General features: G+C 65.0%; 17 protein-coding genes. 13 read left to right on the top strand and 4 right to left on the bottom strand.

The features are described from left to right. Window positions 1–70 precede the first annotated feature (70 nt). Complete coding sequence (locus tag ACVJ5M_RS02235; protein ID WP_063985940.1) at window positions 71–2,140, bottom strand: prolyl oligopeptidase family serine peptidase; 2,070 nt, start codon at window positions 2,138–2,140, stop codon at window positions 71–73. A 187-nt stretch (window positions 2,141–2,327) separates the two neighbouring features. Between ACVJ5M_RS02235 and ACVJ5M_RS02230 the strand changes: the two genes are divergently transcribed. Then, on the top strand, window positions 2,328–3,575 hold the full coding sequence (locus ACVJ5M_RS02230) for an MFS transporter (RefSeq protein WP_063985939.1): 1,248 nt from the start codon (window positions 2,328–2,330) through the stop codon (window positions 3,573–3,575). 177 nt (window positions 3,576–3,752) lie between these two features. Continuing rightward, window positions 3,753–4,988 (top strand): MFS transporter, encoded by a 1,236-nt coding sequence (locus ACVJ5M_RS02225; RefSeq protein ID WP_063979960.1) that lies wholly within the window; start codon window positions 3,753–3,755, stop codon window positions 4,986–4,988. 127 nt (window positions 4,989–5,115) lie between these two features. Here the strand turns inward: ACVJ5M_RS02225 and ACVJ5M_RS02220 are convergent, their stop codons facing one another. Then, a complete protein-coding gene (locus ACVJ5M_RS02220) occupies window positions 5,116–5,610 on the bottom strand; it encodes a VOC family protein (RefSeq protein ID WP_063979959.1) in 495 nt (164 codons plus the stop codon). Window positions 5,611–5,700: 90 nt separating this feature from the next. Beyond that, complete coding sequence (locus ACVJ5M_RS02215) at window positions 5,701–6,246, bottom strand: carboxymuconolactone decarboxylase family protein (RefSeq protein WP_063985937.1); 546 nt, start codon at window positions 6,244–6,246, stop codon at window positions 5,701–5,703. A 136-nt stretch (window positions 6,247–6,382) separates the two neighbouring features. On the opposite strand from ACVJ5M_RS02215, the gene ACVJ5M_RS02210 reads away from it, so the two are divergent. The 7 genes from ACVJ5M_RS02210 to ACVJ5M_RS02180 all read left to right on the top strand — a co-directional run bounded on the left by ACVJ5M_RS02210 (window position 6,383) and on the right by ACVJ5M_RS02180 (window position 10,382). Then, window positions 6,383–7,582, top strand: coding sequence for an acyl-CoA dehydrogenase family protein (locus ACVJ5M_RS02210; protein WP_063979958.1), 1,200 nt, complete (start codon window positions 6,383–6,385; stop codon window positions 7,580–7,582). A gap of 222 nt (window positions 7,583–7,804) precedes the next feature. Next, window positions 7,805–8,245 (top strand): hypothetical protein, encoded by a 441-nt coding sequence (locus ACVJ5M_RS02205; protein ID WP_456679250.1) that lies wholly within the window; start codon window positions 7,805–7,807, stop codon window positions 8,243–8,245. Window positions 8,246–8,327: 82 nt separating this feature from the next. After that, window positions 8,328–8,525 carry a hypothetical protein gene (locus tag ACVJ5M_RS02200; protein WP_456679249.1) on the top strand — a complete coding sequence of 66 codons (198 nt, stop codon included), beginning with the start codon at window positions 8,328–8,330 and terminating at the stop codon, window positions 8,523–8,525. 132 nt (window positions 8,526–8,657) lie between these two features. Next, window positions 8,658–9,140 carry a hypothetical protein gene (locus tag ACVJ5M_RS02195; protein ID WP_456679248.1) on the top strand — a complete coding sequence of 161 codons (483 nt, stop codon included), beginning with the start codon at window positions 8,658–8,660 and terminating at the stop codon, window positions 9,138–9,140. Beyond that, complete coding sequence (locus ACVJ5M_RS02190) at window positions 9,133–9,933, top strand: hypothetical protein (RefSeq protein WP_456679247.1); 801 nt, start codon at window positions 9,133–9,135, stop codon at window positions 9,931–9,933. Before ACVJ5M_RS02195 ends, ACVJ5M_RS02190 begins: the two co-directional genes overlap by 8 nt. Beyond that, on the top strand, window positions 9,930–10,118 hold the full coding sequence (locus tag ACVJ5M_RS02185; protein WP_456679246.1) for a hypothetical protein: 189 nt from the start codon (window positions 9,930–9,932) through the stop codon (window positions 10,116–10,118). Before ACVJ5M_RS02190 ends, ACVJ5M_RS02185 begins: the two co-directional genes overlap by 4 nt. Window positions 10,119–10,154: 36 nt before the next feature. After that, entirely contained in the window at window positions 10,155–10,382 is a 228-nt protein-coding gene (locus ACVJ5M_RS02180; RefSeq protein WP_456679245.1) for a hypothetical protein, read from the top strand. A gap of 259 nt (window positions 10,383–10,641) precedes the next feature. On the opposite strand, the gene ACVJ5M_RS02175 is transcribed toward ACVJ5M_RS02180, so the two are convergent. Then, window positions 10,642–11,151, bottom strand: a complete 510-nt coding sequence (locus ACVJ5M_RS02175; RefSeq protein WP_456679244.1) for a hypothetical protein — start codon at window positions 11,149–11,151, stop codon at window positions 10,642–10,644. A gap of 351 nt (window positions 11,152–11,502) precedes the next feature. On the opposite strand from ACVJ5M_RS02175, the gene ACVJ5M_RS02170 reads away from it, so the two are divergent. The 4 genes from ACVJ5M_RS02170 (at window position 11,503) to ACVJ5M_RS02155 (ending at window position 14,797) form a co-directional block, all read left to right on the top strand. Continuing rightward, window positions 11,503–12,675 carry a pentapeptide repeat-containing protein gene (locus tag ACVJ5M_RS02170; RefSeq protein ID WP_456679243.1) on the top strand — a complete coding sequence of 391 codons (1,173 nt, stop codon included), beginning with the start codon at window positions 11,503–11,505 and terminating at the stop codon, window positions 12,673–12,675. 225 nt (window positions 12,676–12,900) lie between these two features. Continuing rightward, entirely contained in the window at window positions 12,901–14,100 is a 1,200-nt protein-coding gene (locus tag ACVJ5M_RS02165) for a phage major capsid family protein (RefSeq protein WP_456679242.1), read from the top strand. Continuing rightward, complete coding sequence (locus ACVJ5M_RS02160; RefSeq protein ID WP_456679241.1) at window positions 14,094–14,435, top strand: hypothetical protein; 342 nt, start codon at window positions 14,094–14,096, stop codon at window positions 14,433–14,435. The genes ACVJ5M_RS02165 and ACVJ5M_RS02160 overlap by 7 nt, the downstream gene beginning before the upstream one ends. Further along, entirely contained in the window at window positions 14,432–14,797 is a 366-nt protein-coding gene (locus tag ACVJ5M_RS02155; protein WP_456679240.1) for a hypothetical protein, read from the top strand. Before ACVJ5M_RS02160 ends, ACVJ5M_RS02155 begins: the two co-directional genes overlap by 4 nt. Window positions 14,798–14,802 lie beyond the last annotated feature (5 nt).

Below are 14,802 nucleotides of genomic sequence, written 5' to 3'. Positions count from 1 at the left end.
GGGGAGGGAATGAGAGAGCAGTGGCCGCCTCACGTCGTGATGCGATCAAAGTCCACGAGGGGCTGCGCGCCTACGCCTCCCCGTCCTTCCACCCGATCCTGTCCTTCAAGAACCGGAAGCCGATCACCTCGAAGCCGGCGCGCTCCTTGTTGTCCTTGCCGTAGCCGTGGCCGCCGGCTTCCGGCTCGTAGAACCAGGCCTCGTAGCCCATCGCCTGCAGCTTTGCGGCCATCTTGCGCGCGTGGCCGGGATGAACGCGGTCGTCGCGCCGTGTCGTGGCGATCAGGATCGGCGGATAGGACTGGCCGGCCTTCACGTTGTGATAGGCCGAGTAGGTCTTCAGCCACTCCCACTCTTCGGGCTTATCAGGGTCGCCATATTCCGCGATCCAGCTCGCGCCCGCGAGCAGCTTGGTGTAGCGGCGCATGTCGATCAGCGGAATGGTGCAGAACAACGCGCCGAAGCGCTCGGGGTAGCGCACCAGCATGTTGGTGATGAGGATGCCACCGTTCGACCCGCCTTGCGCCGCGATCCGCTTTGCTTTGGTCACGCCGCGTCGCACGAGATCGGCGGCAACGGCCGCGAAATCGTCGTGCGAGAGTTTCTTGCCGGCGAGCCGGCCGGCGTCGTGCCAGCGGGTGCCGAACTCGCCACCGCCGCGCAGATTCGCCTGCACGATGGTGCCGCCGCGCTCGAGCCACAGCTTGCCGAGCGAGGGGTTGTAGTACGGCTTCACCGCATGGGCGAAGCCGCCATAGGCGCTCATATAGACGGGCGCATCGCCGGTCTCGCTGGCCGGACCCGTTTGCACATAGGGAATGCGCTCGCCGTCGATCGAGATCGCCTCGTGCTGTGTGACCACGAGGCCGTCGGCGGTGAACGTCTTCGGCGCCTGCTTCAGCACGGTCGGGCTTGCGACGCCGCGCTCCAGCAACAGCAGCGACGGCGGCGTGAGCGGGTCCTGCACATTGGCGAGCAGGTCTCCATTGCTCTCGGACGGATGGCGATCGAGCGGCCAGATGTCGACGACGCCGATTTGCGGGAGTCCGGGAAGCGTCTCGCGGCTCCAGCCGCCGGCGGATGGTGTGAAGATCTCGAAGCGCGGCTGCAGCTCGTCGAGGATCGACAGCACCAACTTTCCCGCCGCCCAGAACAGACCTTGCAGGGCCTGCCGCGGCCCGGGTTCGAACAGGACGATGAAATCGCGGTGGCCTGAAAGGAACGCGGAGAGCGAGATGCCGAGCACCGTGTCGGTGGCGTAGGTCCGCCCCTCGACCGTCCAGTCCTTGCGCAGCTTCATCGCGAACCAGTCGCCATGCGCCTGCAGCCAGATGCCGGTCGGCAGATCGAGCTTCGTCGTCGCACCAGCCGCATCGCGCAGCCAGATCGCATGATTGAAGAAATCGATCTGGTCGACGATCCAGACCCGCGGCGCCGGTCCCGTGTCGTCGGCCATGCCTGACATCGCCATGTGATCGGCCGTGGTCTCGAGGATTACCTGGGCCTGATCGACGGGCTCGCCGCGCCGCCACACGCGAACGGTCCGCGAATATCCGGAAGTCGTCGCCATGCCCTCGCCGTGGGCGCTCGACAGCACCAGCGTATCGGCATCTATCCAGTCCACGCCGCCCTTGGCCTCCGGCAGCGTAAATCCGTCCGCAACGAAGCTCTTCGTGTCGAGGTCGAATTCCCGCAAGGTGACGGCGTCGCTGCCGCCGCGCGACAGGCTCAGAATCGCCCGCGAGTGTCCCGGCATCGTGGCGATCCCGCTCAGCAGCCAGTCCTCGCCTTCGCTCGCCGCGAGCTGGTCGATGTCCAGCATGATCTCCCACGCCGGATGCGGTTTGCGAAATTCCGCCAGCGTGGTTTGCCGCCACAGGCCGCGCGGGTTGGCGGCATCCTTCCAGAGATTGTGTAGATCGCTGCCGCGCCGGCTGACATAGGGGATGTTGTCGGGACGATCGTAGATCGCCGCGAGGACATCGCGGTCGCGCTCGAAGGCCGCGCCCCCGAACGCGGCGAGCGTCAGCTGATTCTGCCGCGCGACGAAATCGAGCGCCTGCTTGCCTTCGATCTCCTCCAGCCAGAGCCAGGGATCGTCGTCGGGAGCGCTGAGCGTGGGTCGGTCGTCGACAGACATGAACGAAACTCCCAAGGATCGCGGCGGATAGGATTTGATCGAGCGCAAGCCGTCAAGCGCGCAGGCCCGGTATCATCCGCCCGATTGCGTCAGAGGCATGGCCTGCGCCCGTTTGCGCCGGTTGCCCGCCCTCCCGCGCCCCTCCATAGTGCCGGGAATCAACAAGTCCTCTCGGGCGGAAATGCCGATGTTAGACGTGACTACAGCCCACGAAATCGCTGCCGACGCCCGCGTGCGTGCCAATGTGGTGCGCCTTGCCGCGGCGCAAGCGCTGACCGGCGCCAACTCGGCGGTGATCTTCGCCACCGGCTCGATCGTCGGCGCGACGCTCGCGCCCGACATGTCGCTCGCGACGGTGCCGCTGTCGATGTACGTCGTCGGGCTTGCCGCCGGCACGCTGCCGACCGGCGCGATCTCGCGCCGTTTCGGCCGCCGCTGGGCTTTCGTCATCGGCACCGGCTGCGGCGTCCTCACCGGCGTGCTCGGCTCGTTCGCGATCCTGCATGCCTCGTTCGCGTTGTTCTGCGTCGCGACCTTCCTCGGCGGCCTCTACGGCGCGGTGGCGCAATCCTATCGCTTCGCCGCCGCCGACGGCGCGAGCGCGGCCTACCGGCCGAAAGCTGTGTCCTGGGTGATGGCCGGCGGCGTGTTCGCCGGCGTGCTCGGTCCACAGCTCGTGCAATGGACCATGGACGTCTGGTCGCCCTATCTGTTCGCCTTCAGCTTCCTGGTGCAGGCTGCGGTCGCGCTGGTCGCGATGGGCATCGTCGCCGGCGTCGACATGCCGAAGCCGGCACCGGCAGATCTGCACGGCGGCCGGCCGCTGCTCGACATCGTGACCCAGCCGCGCTTCATCGCGGCCGCTTTGTGCGGCGTCATCTCCTATCCCATGATGAACCTGGTGATGACCTCGGCGCCGCTCGCCATGAAGATGTGCGGCCTCAGTGTCAGCGATTCCAATTTCGGCATTCAATGGCACATCGTCGCCATGTACGGCCCGAGCTTCTTCACGGGCGCGCTGATCGCCCGATTCGGCGCGCCCAAGATCGTCGCCGCCGGCCTGCTGCTGGAGGCCGTGGCCGCCGGCATCGGTCTCTCCGGCCTCACCGCGATGCATTTCTGGGCCACGCTGATCGTGCTCGGCGTCGGCTGGAATTTCTCCTTCATCGGCGCCTCCGCGCTGGTGCTCGAGACGCACCGTCCGCAGGAGCGCAACAAGGTGCAGGCCTTCAACGATTTCCTGGTGTTCGGCATGATGGCGATCGGCTCGTTCTCCTCCGGCCAGCTGCTGGCGAATTACGGCTGGTCGGCGGTGAACATGGTGGTTTTCCCGCCGGTGGTGCTCGGCCTCGCCGTGCTCTCGCTGGCGTCCTGGGCCCGCCGCCGCAAGGCGCGGCTGGACGCAGCGATGGGCGAATTCCCGGATGCGATCTGAGTTGGCAGGAGGCTGTCAGCAGCGTTGATAGTTCGATCCAGGTCGAAGTGATTTTCTGAGGTGAGATAATAGATGCTGCGTCATGGCCGGGCTTGTCCCGGCCATCCACGTCTCGGGACGTCGAAGAAAGAACGTGGATGCCCGGGACAAGCCCGGGCATGACGGAGTAGGCGGCAAATGCTCGACAATCCTCAACAGCCCCGAATCGACGAATCCGCGCTCCGCTACGAAGGCTGGCGCATCGTCGCGGTCTGCTTCCTGCTCGCGACCTTCGGCTGGGGGCTCGGTTTCTACGGCCAGAGCGTCTATGTCGCCGAGCTCCAGCGCGCGCGGGGCTGGCCGGCCTCGCTGATCTCCTCGGGCACGACGTTCTTCTATCTGTTCGGTGCGCTGCTCGTCGTCTTCGTTGGCGAGGCCGTCAGAAAATATGGCCCGCGGCTCTGCCTTATCGCCGGCACGCTGGCGATGGCGGCGGCCGCGGTCGCGATCGGCGCGGTGCGCGAGCCCTGGCAGCTCTATCTCGCCGATGCCGTGCTCGCCTTCGGCTGGGCCGGCACGAGTCTCGCCATGATCACCAACACGATCAGTCTGTGGTTCGACCAGAAGCGCGGCATGGCGATCAGCCTTGCGCTCAACGGCGCCAGCTTCGGCGGCATCGTCGGCGTGCCGCTGCTGGTGACCCTGATCGGCCACATCGGCTTCGCCAGCGCGATGTACGCGGCCGCCGGCGCCATGCTGGTGTTGCTGCTGCCGGTGATCCTGCTTCTCGTCGGCCGGCCGCCCGATCTTCACGGCTGGCACGCGACGGCGAAGGCCAGGCCGCAATCGTCGACGGAGATCCGCGCATGGGCGTTGCGCGACGTCGGCTTCCTCACGGTGACCATTGCGTTCGCGCTGGTGCTGTTCGCGCAGGTCGGCTTTATCGTGCACCTGATCTCGTTCCTCGATCCCGTGATCGGCCGCGAGCGCGCGGCGGTGGCGGTCGCGGTGCTGACCGCGATGGCGGTGATCGGCCGCGTGCTGTTCTCGATGGTGATCGACCGCCTCAACCAGCGGCTGGCTGCAGCACTGTCGTTCCTGAGCCAGGCGGCGGCGCTTTGCGTCGTCATCAATTTGCACAACGACTATGTGCTGATCGCGGCCTGCGCGGTGTTCGGCTTCTCGGTCGGCAATCTCATCACGCTGCCGTCGCTGATCGTGCAGCAGGAATTCGACTCCGCCTCGTTCGGCGTGCTGATCAGCCTCAACACCGCGATCAACCAGGTGACCTATGCGTTCGGCCCGGGCGTCGTCGGCTTCCTGCGAGATTTCTCGGGCGGTTACGCGCTGCCGTTCTATCTGTGTATCGCGCTGGAGGTGGCGGCCGCGGCGCTGATCATGGTGCGGGGGAAGCCAAAAGCGAAAACGGCATAGAGGCGCGACGGCGCCTTAACACACTCCGTCATTGCGAGCGCAGCGAAGCAATCCAGGCTGCCACTGCGGAAAGATTCTGGATTGCTTCGTCGCTTCGCTCCTCGCAATGACGAGGAGAGAGCGGTATTTAAGCCTCGCGCTGCTTCAGCAACCCCTCGACATCCAGCCGCTTCGTGAACATCGCAAGCTTGCCGTCCGGCCCGAGCGGCCATTGGTCTTTCGGCTTGTCCCAATACAGCTCCACGCCGTTCTCGTCGGGATCGCGCAGATACAGCGCCTCGCTGACGCCGTGGTCGCTCGCGCCATCGAGCGCAATGCCGGCCGACAGCACGCGATGCAGCGCATCCGCCAGTGCGGGCCGCGTCGGATAGAGGATCGCGGTGTGGAAGAGACCGGTCGTGCCCGGCGGCGGCGGCGAGCCGCCCTTGCTCTCCCAGGTGTTGAGCCCGATGTGGTGATGATAGCCGCCGGCCGAGATGAACGCCGCGCCCGAGCCCATGCGCTGCATCAGCTCGAAGCCGAGCACGCCGCAATAGAAGCCGAGCGCGCGATCGAGATCGGCGACCTTGAGGTGAACGTGGCCGATCCTTGTGCCGGCATTGACGGCTGGGCTTTGCGACATGGTGCTGCTCCGTTGACCAACTCCAGATAAGGCCGGCTCCGGGACAGTGCTACCTGCCTATCCCGAAACCCATCGTTTCCAGATACGAAACTATGAGAGCTCCGGCACCTCGCCCTCCGGCAGCTCGAACTCGAACGTGTTCAGCGTCATCGACACCATTGTGTAATAGCCGCACAGCCCGATCACCTCGACCACGCCGCGCTCGCTGAGGACCTTCACCGCTGCATCGTAGAGGCCCTTCTCGACGCCATGGCCTTCATGCAGCGACTTCGCGACGTCGTAGATCATCTTTCCCTTGGGATCGTCGAAGACAGGCGTGCGGCGATCGCGGATCGCGTCGATGATCTCAGGATCCATGCCGCCCTGGAGCGCCAGGCGCTTATGCGCATACCATTCGTAATGCGCAGTCCAGTGCCGCGCCGTCACCAGGATCGCGATCTCCGAAAGCTTGGCGGGGAATATCGTGTCGTAGCGCAGCACTTCGCCGAGCCGCGTGGCGTGACGGGCCATGTCGGGGCTGTTGAGCCAGGCCATCATCGGCGCCGGCGGCTTGCCGCGCTTGCCGGCAATCGACTCGTCATAGGTCTGCCGCTGGCTCTCGTTCATTTCGCCAGGCGAAAGTAGTTTCAGGCGCATTGTTATTTCCTCTTTGTTTTCAAGCTCGCCGTGGCGGCGACTATAGCCGAATGCAGCGCCACGGAAGTGGTTGAATTCCACGGTGCGATGGCTCAGAGTCGCGCCCAACAAGTCTTTTTGATTGATGGAAACGACCATGAGTGAATCTGAACCCGCCGATCTTGAGAAATTCCGCAGCGAGACGCGCGCCTGGCTGGAAGCCAACTGCCCGCCGGAGATGCGCAAGCCGGTGACCTCAGACAGCGACGTGTTCTGGGGCGGACGCAATACGAAATTCGCGTCAGAGCCGCAGCGCCTCTGGTTCGAGCGCATGCGCGACAAGGGCTGGACCGTGCCTGACTGGCCTAGGGAATATGGCGGCGGTGGCCTGAGCGCCGCCGAGCACAAGGTGCTGCGCGCCGAGATGGCCAGGATGGGCGCGCGTCCGCCGCTGTCGAGCTTCGGCATCTGGATGCTGGGGCCGGCGCTGCTCAAATACGGCAACGAGGCGCAGAAGAGGGAGCACCTGCCTGACATCGCGGCGGGCCTGATCCGCTGGTGCCAGGGCTATTCCGAGCCGAACGCCGGCTCCGATCTCGCCTCGCTCCAGACCCGCGCCGAAAGCGATGGCGACGATTTCGTCATCACCGGCTCGAAGATCTGGACCTCCTACGCCAACTACGCCGACTGGATCTTCTGCCTGGTGCGCACCGATCCCGCCGCGAAGAAGCACGACGGCATCAGCTTCATCCTGTTCGACATGGCCTCGAAGGGCGTGACGACCAAGCCGATCCTGCTGATCTCGGGCTATTCGCCGTTCTGCGAAACCTTCTTCGACGGTGTTCGCGTGCCGAAATCGCACGTGGTCGGCACGGTCAACCGCGGTTGGGACGTCGCAAAATATCTGCTCCAGCATGAGCGCGCGATGATATCAGGCATGGGCGAGCGCGGCGTCGGCCGGCCGCTCGGCCAGATCGCGGCGGATTCCGTCGGCACCGATGCACAAGGCAAGCTCGACGATTCCATGCTGCGCGGCCGGATCGCGAGCTTCGACGTCGATGAGGCCGCGCTCGCCGCTTGCGCCGAACGCGCGGTCGATCTCGCCAAGGCCGGCCAGGCGCATCCGGCGTTCTCGTCCGCGATGAAATATTACGGCACCGAGCTCAACAAGCGCCGCCACGAGATCCTGATGTCGGCCGGCGGCGTCAACGCGCTGGAATGGGAGAGCGAGCGCTCCAGGCAGGGCGCCCGCCCGCGCGCCTGGCTGCGCACCAAGGCCAACTCGATCGAGGGCGGCACGACGGAGGTGATGCTCGGCATCGTCGCCAAGCGCATCCTGGATTTGCCGGGAGCGTGAGGCACGCTCTCACCACCCGTCATTCCGGGGCGCGCGACTTGTCCGCCGAAGCTCGAAGAGCGAAGGCGGAAGCGCGAGCCCGGAATCCATACTCCCGATCGTGGTTATGGATTACGGGCAAGCCCTATGCAAGCTCTTGTAGTCATGACGCTTTTCGGGTCACGAATTTTGCTAGCTAAGGATTAGCAAAGATTCGGTGAAATCGGCGTAGTCTTGGCGTCAATGACACGCAAAGCAACGCCGCGCAACGCAAGCGAATATGAGCAGTTTGCCGCCGAGTGGGAACGCCGCCGCAACGATCCCCATCGCGGCGCGGCCAACTGGCTGGTCGAACCGGCCGGCCTCCCGGTTGATCCGTTAGAACTCGTGCAGACGCTGCGCGTGCTCGGCGAGATCACGCAGGACCCTACATTCGCTGCCGCGCGCGTGGCCCTGGCCGGGCACGGCCTTGTCGACATCGACGGCAAATGGAAGCGGCACGCGATCCTCGCCAGCGAACCCGCGCGGGACGTCTGCGAAGCCATCGCGGAAGCGATCGCGGCAGGGGTTTCGGAGCGTCAGGCGTTTGCGGAAGCCGCCGTCACATTGAACATCGCTGCAACCTCGTTCGAGGGGGCGGTAAAGCGGGTGCGGCTGCTCTATCTGGCCTACAAAGCCGTGTGACAAAAAACGACGAAAAGAGTCAAATGCAAGCCGGCGCGAAGTGCTTCATATAGATGCCCGACATTGATGGAGGCGATTCGCCATGTCGGACACCAGCGCCATTCGCTACGTCCCGCTCTGGGAGCTGTTTCCCTGCACTCACCGCGTGACGCTGTACCGGTGGCTGCGTGACGGGAAGATTCCGCCGCCTGATCTGGTGATCGGCAACCGCAAGTTCTGGATCGAGCGCCCGCTCACCGCGCCTGCGGGCAATGACCAGACTGATACCCCCACAAAATGACGACGGCCGCGCCCTTGCAGCAAAAGGGGCGGCCGCCGTCGTTTTCCGGAGAAAAACCACTTCCGAGTGGTCCGGAAAATATAGCGCATCGCCTCATCGCACAAGGCCGGCCCTCGATCCGAGGAGCCGCACATGCCCGACAGCTACAAGTCAAAAGCCGAAGCCGCCGCCGACCGCGACTGTCTCGATCGCCTGCGCGTGGCGCTCAGCGCTTCCCATCGGGCGATGCGGCTGGACGATTGCCGCCTCTGGACGATATCCGGCAGCCGTGGCTACGCCTCGACGTGGGGCGATCGCCAAACGTGGATGCTGATGATCCGGCCCGGCGCCACGGCGCGGAAATGGACATCGGCAAAGCGCCGCCTCGCAGCATTCCCCGGCCTCGCGCTGGTGACGCAGGACGGCGACGACGAGGGCATCGCCCGCCTGATGCGGTTGCCGACACCGGAGGAGGCCGTCGAGATCAGACACATTGCCGGGATCAGGCAGACCAACCCCTCGCCACCATCTGGAAGGCGTTTCAGCCCGACAAAAACGGGGTTTACAGCCCCTTCCATCGCGCCAAATAACCCGGCCGCTCCTGAGGGCCATGACGACGGGGCGGCGGATGAATAGGACCGTAGCCGTCTTCCATTGGATCAACGCGGTGCGGGCCGATCGTCGGCTGCGGGCCGGCAGCTGCGTGCGGGTGGCGCTCCAATTGGTCGAGAACATTTCCGCCGCTGAATTTGGTAACAGCGGTCGGATGCTGACATGGCAGTCGATGCCGCGCCTGGCCAGCGCGGCCGGGCTGCAAGTCCGCGCCGTGCGCTATGTGCTGCGCCGGCTTGAGGCCACCGGCTATCTCTCGACCGACGTCGGCGGTGGTCGCAAGCGGTCCAGCCACTACACCCTGACGCTGCCAGAAACCCGGCAAGCCGATGCCGGGTTTATCGGACAGAAACCCGGCACGCCATTGCCGGCTTTAGCCGAAGAAACCCGGCAAAGCCACGTCGTAAACCCGGCAAAACGACGTCCGAAAACCCGGCACGCCCGTGCCGGGGAATCTTTAAAAGAAACACTTAAGAACCTTAAGAGCAACGACAGCGACACCGTGGACCGCCCCGCACCTCGCCAGCGCGCTGACGCGCTCGGCGCGGGGCTCAACGGGCAAAGCCGGCTCGGCGGGCTTGGCGAGCCGCTGCGCCGGCTCGTCAACGACGGCAACTTCCAGGCTTGGTTCGTCAACGGCGAGGCCGAGCTGGTCGAGCACACTGCGGACACGATCACCCTCGCGGTGAAGAGCAAGTTCTACGCGATCCAGATCGAGAACCGTTTCGAGCGCCAGATTCTGGCCTGCGCGCCGGGTGCGGTCTGGCTGCACGTCGTGGTGCGGGACGCCAAGCCGCGACCGGAGGCAGCGCCATGACCGTGATCCCCGAGTTCGACCGGCTTCGCAGCATGATCGACGTGGAGACGTTCAACGAGCGGCACCCGAACTATGACCGGTGGGTGTTTCAGCGCGGCTGGAATGCAGCGCTCGCGTTCGTGCTCGCCAAGATGGAGCTGATCGAGCGCGGTGGCGAGATCGAGGACGACGAGCGCGACGCATGACCGCACCGGCCGGATGCCGGCAACAGGAGGACGACCATGACCGACACCAACGACATCCAGCACGACATCCAGCACTTCATCGACGAGTTCCACGCTTTTGCCGAAACCCTCTTCAACCGTGGTGCCTGCCCGAACTGCGTGGCGCAGGCGATGATTAGCGAGGCATTCCACCTTGCCAATTCAGCGGGTGAACTCGACGCGGCGAAGGAGACGGCGGATCGCTACGTCGCTGGCGACCGTGGGCTTGTCCTTCGCAACCACTGAAATCCCTCCCGGCCTCTCCGGGGGGGGGGGCATCAGAAAAATCTAGGCCCCCACGGCGGCGATCGGCGCGCAAGTTTCGCGTGCGGATTCGCGAAATTGACTTTCCGGAACCCCGTCGGGAGCAGCCCGGACCCTGGCGGCGACGCCCGCGACCGGCGAGGGACCGACGACGACCCGCCACGAAAAACCCCGCCCATGAGGCGGGGTCTCGATCGGGTAGGGCAGTGATGCTGATGGAGCGCGATCGTGCTCCAACAATTCAGGAAGCGATGAAATTGCCATCTGCGAGCCGCTTCAACTTCAACCCGCGCCGCACGCAAAGCTGCTTGAGATCGACTTGCCAGCCGCCGATCGCCTCGACGATCGCCTTCCGCGCCGCGCCGCCTTTGCGCCCGAGCATCTTCACCGCGATGTCGGACTTGCTCGGGCCATCGGCCTTCGGCTTGACCGCCCTCGCGGGCTTAGCAGCCTTCGTCTTCGCGGGCGCCTTCGGCTTGACCGGTTCGGTCGGCTTCTTCGCCTCGGCCTTCGCGTCCGGCTGATAGGAGGGCGGCACCAAGATCGCGCGGCCGTCAGCGATGGCATGGATCATTGCGCGCCTACCGTTGTTCGCCTCGCACTCAAGTGCGGGCGCGGCGGCGCGGGCGGTGGCGAGCGTCGGCCGGCCGATCTTCTTGAATTCGCGGCCGACCAGAATTTGGACTGTGAAGGCTCTGGCGGTTTCGATGGCGGCAATGTCGGCGGCGCTGAGCGGCGTGGGCTTCGGCATGTGGTCGGGCTCCGGCCTCGGAATGAGGCGCGGAGCTGCTCAGCCATGGAACGGCGCGGTGAGGAAGGCTCGAAGCAGGGAATGATTTCCCTTCGGCTTTCGGGGTCCAAGCAGAAAGTTTCTGCTCGATCAAAGTACTGCCGGCTTTTGATCCGTAGCGGATCTCCCTCCTAAAGCTTGAGCGAATCGGCGCTGACGCCGCGCAAGCCGGTTATACTTAGAGAGCACGGCGGCTCGCGAGCACTAGCGGGCATCTTGGCGAACACTTCAAAACCAGCTTCATAATGGGTTTTAAGCTAATCCGGCGTCCCGTCCTGCGCGGGCGCGCGACGACCTCAGGGATTGATGGCCATGCCCAGCACCGGACGGCGCCGAGGTCTTCGCAAGCTCTCGCCTGATTTCATCGGCAAGGCTGCGGATGAGACCGCCCAGCAGGTAACGCGCATTGGACTGACATTCCTCGGCACCACCGTGTTCTGCCTGCTGTCTTTGTTAAGTCCGGACAGCGCCCTGTTGGGCGGCAGTGAAAGGATCAGCGTGCCGCTCGCAGGGCCTGTGTCGTTCTTCGGCTTCATGCTGCTGGGGCCGGCGGTGCTGATCATGCTGCGGGTCTATCTGCAGATTTATGTGGAGCACAGCGAACGGTGGGACCGGCTCGCTCGGTCAATGTCGATCGCGCGGGCGCCAACGTTGGGACCGCTTCAGAATCCGCTGATCCGGCTCTTCAATGGCCTGTGTTTCTATCTGCTGCTGCCGCTAACAATGCTGCTCTTTGCTTGGAAAGCCGCCGTATTCCCGGCTTGGGGTTCAGGTCTGCTTGGCGTTGCGGCGGCAGTCGTCGGCGCCCATCTCATGCTGCCGCTCAGGAAGCTCTCTTGGTCCTTAAAGACGTTCCTGAGTGCCTGCGCCGCGATTGTTGTCTTTGCAAATGTCGGGGGATATGGGCTCGCGCATCGTCCATTCAATTTGTTTCGTGCAAACCTGTCGGGTCAGTGGCTTGCTAGGGAGGATCTCAGGGGCGCCAACCTGAGCTACGCCAACCTTAGGGGCGCCCATCTGGCCTTCGCCAAGCTGCGCGGCGCCGTCCTGAACTATGCCAACCTGAACGACGCCTTCCTGATCGGCGCCGACCTGACCGGCGACCTGACCGGCGATTCCAAAATGTTAGCCACCACCTTCACCGGCGCCAACCTGAACTATGCCAACCTGAAGAACGCTTTCCTGACCGGCACCGACCTGACCGGCGCCGAATTGGTCGAGGCGAACCTGACTGGCGCTACCCTTATTTGGCGCGCCAACCTGAGCCGCGCTAACCTGAGCCGCGCCGACCTGAGCGGCGCCAAACTGTTCGATACCGACCTGACCGGCGCCTTCCTGGGGGACGCCCAAGGGCATACCAAACTGAACGGCGCCAACCTGAGCGACGTCCGGAATTTGACCCAGGAGCAATTGGATAAAGCATGTGGCAACGCAAACACAAAGCTGCCTGAGGGTCTTACATTAAAGGCCATGTGCGAGCGGTGAGGAAATTCCGGACCCCGTTCGTCGGGGCCCACTTGCTGGGTGCTGGTGCTGCTCTCCTGGCGTGATCCGGGCATCTTGCTTCTCTCTTGCGCCCGGACTCGATCAGGCAGAGAATCTGTGTGCGCGTTGGATCGCGGTTTCCGGGACGCCGGCAACACACCCACGATCCGAGGCATGGCTATAGCCCGCATTGAATTGCACGGCCACAACGCCGAGGGCACAGCCATGAGCACGACCGCCGAATTCGAGCCGCGCCGCCAGCTTTCCGATATCCAATCGCAAGTCTCGAAACTGACCGCCCGCTTGTCGCGGGACAGAGGCCCGTCGCCGCGCGATGTGCTGGTGCGATCGGTGATGTGCAAGGTGCTCGCCACCCTGCACAAGTCGTCCCCGCAAGCGGTTGCCGATCAACTGTTCCCGTACCAGCGCGACATCGCCCAGGCGATCCGCACGCCGGGCTCGGTGCTCAAGGCGGCGGTGGCCCCGGCGCAAACCACGGTGGCCGGCTGGGCGAGCGAACTGGTGACGGCCGGCGTGCTCGGCACCTTGCAGATCGTCGCACCGGCCTCGGCCTATGCGCAATTGACGGCATTGCCGAGCACGATCCGCGCCGATCTGGCCGGCTGGGGCTCGATCAAGGTGCCAACGCGCTCGCCATCGCCGACGCTGGCGCCGCCGTTTGTGGGCGAGGGCCAGCCGATCCCGGTGCGGCAGGCCGCGATCGCCAACGCGGCGCTCGCGCGGAAGAAGGCGGCGGTGATCTCGACATTCACCGGCGAAATGCTGGCGAGATCGCAGCCCGACATCGAGCAATTGATCAAGGACGTGATGGCGTTCGATGCCTCGGCCGCGATCGATGGCGTGCTGCTCGGCAATGCGGCCGGCACCGCGATCGCGCCGCCCGGCATCTTGAACGGCGTCAGCGCCAGCGCGCCCACGACCGGCGGCGGGCTCGCCGCATTGGCCGGCGATGTCAGAACATTGGCCGCCGCGATCGAAGCCACCGGGCCGCTCGTCGCGCCGACCCTGATCATGAGCGCGACCTCCGCCTTGATCGTGCTGCTGTCGCTGACCGGCGGCATCGTGCTGTCCGTGGAAGATGGCGGCCCGCAACTGGCGATCATCGCCGCGCCGTCCGTGCCGAGCAAACGGCTGATCATGATCGACGCCGCCAATTTCGCATCCGGCGAGGGCGACACGCCCGAGATCATGTCGAGCAGCGAAGCGCTGTTGCACATGGAGGACACCACGCCGTTGCCGATCGGCGCTGTTGGCGCTGTGCCCGGCACTGACCCGAACGTCGTCGCTGCACCCGCGCGCTCGCTGTTTCAGACCAACGCCATCGCGGTGCGGATGATCACGGACTGCGGCTGGTGCATGACGCGCGCCGGCCGCGTCGCTTACATCGACAACGTGACGTGGTGATCGCCATGACTGACGAAATCGAAGCCCTTCGCGACAAGTTTGCCGAGTTTGCGGAGAAAGCCGAGGCCGAACTCAGCGTGTTGCCGCTGGCGCACATCTGGCCGCAAATCGAGCGCCTCGTCGTCGCGATGGCCTATGCCTCGCCGGAGCGCCGCAGCGATGCGGTCGAACGCTTCATCGACGATATCGGTGACTACATCTGCGACGCGCGCGCCCGCTTGCAGCCCAACTATGGCGAGCGCCATCCGCCGCCGCGCCGGCTGGCCGCGAGAGGCCAGGCCGAGCCGCCGAGAATCGGCTTCAACGCAACGCTGCGGGGAGACGATCAGGAATGATCACCGTTGTTGACCTCTACGGCAACAGCATCGACGACGGCGACGAAGCCCGCGAGCCATACGGCCGCGTCATGGGACTGCACGATCCGGACGCGAAATATTACCGGCACGACATCGTCGCGCATAACGGCTCGGAATGGCGGGCGCGCTACGACAATCCCGGCCCGCTGCCCGGCGATGGCTGGACCCTCGGCGCCAAGGGCGCGCGCGGCAGGCAGGGCGAGAAGGGCGAGCCAGGTGTGCACGTCAAATCAATCGAGGTGGTCGGCTATTGCTTCAAGATTGGGTTGAGCGACGGCGCGACGTTGAGTGCGAACTTGCTGCCGATGCTGGAAAGGTTCAAACGGGAAAGCGGGTCATGAGCCGA

Source organism: Bradyrhizobium sp. S3.7.6, assembly GCF_054061875.1.
Note: the sequence above shows the minus strand (reverse complement) of the source record. Positions and strands in the feature narration are given on the sequence as shown.

Bases quoted from the DNA above. Each gene is read 5' to 3' on its own strand.
- ACVJ5M_RS02195 (WP_456679248.1), top strand. From the start codon at position 8,658: ATGCCCGACAGCTACAAGTCAAAAGCCGAAGCCGCCGCCGACCGCGAC.
- ACVJ5M_RS02155 (WP_456679240.1), top strand. From the start codon at position 14,432: ATGATCACCGTTGTTGACCTCTACGGCAACAGCATCGACGACGGCGAC.
- ACVJ5M_RS02180 (WP_456679245.1), top strand. From the start codon at position 10,155: ATGACCGACACCAACGACATCCAGCACGACATCCAGCACTTCATCGAC.
- ACVJ5M_RS02225 (WP_063979960.1), top strand. From the start codon at position 3,753: ATGCTCGACAATCCTCAACAGCCCCGAATCGACGAATCCGCGCTCCGC.
- ACVJ5M_RS02210 (WP_063979958.1), top strand. From the start codon at position 6,383: ATGAGTGAATCTGAACCCGCCGATCTTGAGAAATTCCGCAGCGAGACG.
- ACVJ5M_RS02215 (WP_063985937.1), bottom strand. From the start codon at position 6,246: ATGCGCCTGAAACTACTTTCGCCTGGCGAAATGAACGAGAGCCAGCGG.
- ACVJ5M_RS02230 (WP_063985939.1), top strand. From the start codon at position 2,328: ATGTTAGACGTGACTACAGCCCACGAAATCGCTGCCGACGCCCGCGTG.
- ACVJ5M_RS02185 (WP_456679246.1), top strand. From the start codon at position 9,930: ATGACCGTGATCCCCGAGTTCGACCGGCTTCGCAGCATGATCGACGTG.
- ACVJ5M_RS02165 (WP_456679242.1), top strand. From the start codon at position 12,901: ATGAGCACGACCGCCGAATTCGAGCCGCGCCGCCAGCTTTCCGATATC.
- ACVJ5M_RS02200 (WP_456679249.1), top strand. From the start codon at position 8,328: ATGTCGGACACCAGCGCCATTCGCTACGTCCCGCTCTGGGAGCTGTTT.
- ACVJ5M_RS02235 (WP_063985940.1), bottom strand. From the start codon at position 2,140: ATGTCTGTCGACGACCGACCCACGCTCAGCGCTCCCGACGACGATCCC.
- ACVJ5M_RS02170 (WP_456679243.1), top strand. From the start codon at position 11,503: ATGCCCAGCACCGGACGGCGCCGAGGTCTTCGCAAGCTCTCGCCTGAT.
- ACVJ5M_RS02220 (WP_063979959.1), bottom strand. From the start codon at position 5,610: ATGTCGCAAAGCCCAGCCGTCAATGCCGGCACAAGGATCGGCCACGTT.
- ACVJ5M_RS02205 (WP_456679250.1), top strand. From the start codon at position 7,805: ATGACACGCAAAGCAACGCCGCGCAACGCAAGCGAATATGAGCAGTTT.
- ACVJ5M_RS02190 (WP_456679247.1), top strand. From the start codon at position 9,133: ATGAATAGGACCGTAGCCGTCTTCCATTGGATCAACGCGGTGCGGGCC.
- ACVJ5M_RS02175 (WP_456679244.1), bottom strand. From the start codon at position 11,151: ATGCCGAAGCCCACGCCGCTCAGCGCCGCCGACATTGCCGCCATCGAA.